Annotated in this window: 2 pseudogenes; both read right to left on the bottom strand. The window is 58.2% G+C overall.

Annotation, left to right across the window (positions count from 1 at the left end):
• Positions 1-183: pseudogene (locus DXU84_RS25160) on the bottom strand (hypothetical protein); the annotation flags it as partial.
• 47 nt (positions 184-230) lie between these two features.
• Positions 231-431: pseudogene (locus DXU84_RS15335) on the bottom strand (hypothetical protein); the annotation flags it as partial.

Raw genomic sequence — 431 nt, forward strand, 5'->3', positions numbered from 1 at the left:
CGGGATCATGGAAATCACCGTCCCCGTGACGACCTGTCCGGTGGTTTGTCCGGTATTGAAATCTCCCTGCAGGATTTCCCAAATCCATTGCCCTGCGGCCTCAATTTTTCTTTGCCCGCTGCAGACCCAGCTGTCAGGCGGCGGGGTGAAAAATGCCAGCGCCTTTTCGAAATCGTCATCCATTGGTGATCGTCCCTGTTATTTCGTTAAAAGGCTGTCCGTTGCCGCATCAAGCGAGGTGTAGCGTTCCCAGTCCGGATCCGGTAAAGGGTTTCGTCGGCGGAGGTCGACAGGCGCTGAAAGTCACGGATAACGCCGTACACGACGCGTTCGGGCTGGAAAGGCGTGCCCATCGTGAAGCTGGCGAACTGGCGCAGCATCTGCGCGGCACCGATATCCGGTGCGGGGCAGGTGACGTCAACGGTGTAGGA

The organism is Rahnella sp. RcJ3 (assembly GCF_009498575.1).
Classification (GTDB): Bacteria; Pseudomonadota; Gammaproteobacteria; order Enterobacterales; family Enterobacteriaceae; genus Rahnella; species Rahnella aceris.